Genomic DNA, 1,623 nt, shown 5'->3' with positions numbered 1-1,623 from the left:
GGGGGCGGGACGGCGCTTCATGCGGCGATCTCCGATGCAGCATTGCGGCACGGCCCACACATCTGGTTATGCGGACCTTGAGACTCGAACTTTCTCCGGCAGCGCAGGCAGGTTCGCTTAGCCGGTCGAATGTTGCTCGTCGTTCCGGCAATGTCGGAAGGCGTCATGCGGCGCACGCTGCCACGGCGGCGGCCGCTGGACTTGCGTGTCGATTGGCCGGTGGCCAAGATAGTGACCTTGCGCCAGTTGATGCCGACCTCGATCCGGATCAGCCCCGCCGAGGCCAGGCGTTGAAGGGCGGCGGTACATTTGGTGTGATCACCTCGAATAATGCCCCGATCCATGATCTCGCTGTTGCTGGGGCACGGCAGTCCGGCCTCGGCCGCCGCCACCAACAGGTCGTAAAGCTCCCGTAGTTGACCGGGAATTCGGTCCGTGCCGGTATGTGTGATATCCATCGCATCATCTCCTGGCCTGGCTCATCAGGGCGGGGTGGCCAGTCGCCCGCCGACGCTCCGGTGCCGTCACCGACACCGGGCGTTTCGCCTCTTCAGGTCAGACAGCCGGCCACACGGTCTTGTTGGCCGCCTCCGACCGCTGCACTGATGTCGATGGAGCGTGCGGCGGCTGCGCCACTCCATCGCTCATTGTTGAATGCCTTGGAGGCTCCCTTGACGGGAGCAAGAGGCTTGCCGCTGAACTGGATGTTCCGCCGCTCCATCTCGGCCTCGACAGGAGCAAGAGGAGACAGCACCAGGGCGAGGTGATTGGTTCCTTCAGTCTTTGGCACCCGACGCCATTGGATGGCCCACAGCTTGTCTCGCAGCCCTGCGACCAGTCCTTCCTGGAACGCCTTGGTAGCCTCCCGCTTGGTGCGAGGGGATCGGCGGCGGCGGTATTCAGGCGTTGCCTGAAAAGCCTTCGTGGCGGCCCGAATGTGCCGCTCCATCACACCCTGCAGGTATTCTGCGACAACCACATCATTCCAGCGGCCGAAGTAGATGACCGCCCATCGCCGTCCGTTCCCGCGATACCAGAGCTTGCAATGACAGAAGATCGCGACTTGGCTCCACAGGTTATCGACGACGGTGCGGCGACCGATTTCCACGGCCAGCTCTTCAAACTCCAGTTCGCTTTCGCTGGCCACTCCGTGCTTCGAGAGCAACTCGGCCACCTTCTCAGCCGCCGCCAGGGCTTCCGCCTCGGTGCAGCCGTTGCCAATGGTCTTGGCCTTCAAAGCCGCAATGGTGTCGCGTAGCTTGCGCCGGTCGGCATCGTTTACCTGCATCACGCCCTCCCAGCCGGCGCCATCATGGCCGCGTTCTGCTTCAGGATTTGAACCAACTGCTCCAGGCTGGCGATAGCCTGGTCGGCCTGGCTCTGCGCCAGAACACGATTGACATAGACGGTGATCAGTCCGTTGAGGGTCATTCCCGGATTGTCGAGTTCATCGACCAGAACGGCTGCCTGCTCGATGATGGCAGTTGCTTCCATGAGGCGTTGCTGCCGTTCTGGGGTTTGGGGAGCTTGGGTTGTCGATAGGACGACGCGAGACAGCTTCATCTTTGCCTCCCTCACGCAGCTGCCAGATCGATGGTGACGGGTTCCCACCGTGCCTGCGGA

Annotated in this window: 3 protein-coding genes; all 3 read right to left on the bottom strand. The window is 62.6% G+C overall.

Features of this window, described 5'->3' with window-relative positions:
• Positions 1 to 17 precede the first annotated feature (17 nt).
• The 3 genes from EPD66_RS23645 to EPD66_RS23635 all read right to left on the bottom strand — a co-directional run bounded on the left by EPD66_RS23645 (position 18) and on the right by EPD66_RS23635 (position 1,494).
• Positions 18 to 458 carry a hypothetical protein gene (locus EPD66_RS23645; RefSeq protein ID WP_142851019.1) on the bottom strand — a complete coding sequence of 147 codons (441 nt, stop codon included), beginning with the start codon at positions 456 to 458 and terminating at the stop codon, positions 18 to 20.
• 92 nt (positions 459 to 550) lie between these two features.
• The gene (locus EPD66_RS23640) at positions 551 to 1,288 is read right to left on the bottom strand and encodes a DUF2786 domain-containing protein (RefSeq protein ID WP_142851018.1); all 738 of its coding nucleotides are present in this window, start codon (positions 1,286 to 1,288) and stop codon (positions 551 to 553) included.
• Entirely contained in the window at positions 1,288 to 1,494 is a 207-nt protein-coding gene (locus tag EPD66_RS23635) for a hypothetical protein (RefSeq protein WP_142851017.1), read from the bottom strand. Before EPD66_RS23635 ends, EPD66_RS23640 begins: the two co-directional genes overlap by 1 nt.
• Between the last annotated feature and the right edge of the window lie 129 nt (positions 1,495 to 1,623).

This window comes from Telmatospirillum sp. J64-1, from assembly GCF_006980715.1.
GTDB lineage: Bacteria > Pseudomonadota > Alphaproteobacteria > Rhodospirillales > Magnetospirillaceae > Oleiliquidispirillum > Oleiliquidispirillum nitrogeniifigens.
This window is presented reverse-complemented; position numbering and strand designations above follow the sequence as displayed.

What these genes read in the sequence shown, in the direction of transcription:
- EPD66_RS23640 (WP_142851018.1), bottom strand. Translation starts at nt 1,288, where the DNA reads ATGCAGGTAAACGATGCCGACCGGCGCAAGCTACGCGACACCATTGCG.
- EPD66_RS23635 (WP_142851017.1), bottom strand. Translation starts at nt 1,494, where the DNA reads ATGGAAGCAACTGCCATCATCGAGCAGGCAGCCGTTCTGGTCGATGAA.
- EPD66_RS23645 (WP_142851019.1), bottom strand. Translation starts at nt 458, where the DNA reads ATGGATATCACACATACCGGCACGGACCGAATTCCCGGTCAACTACGG.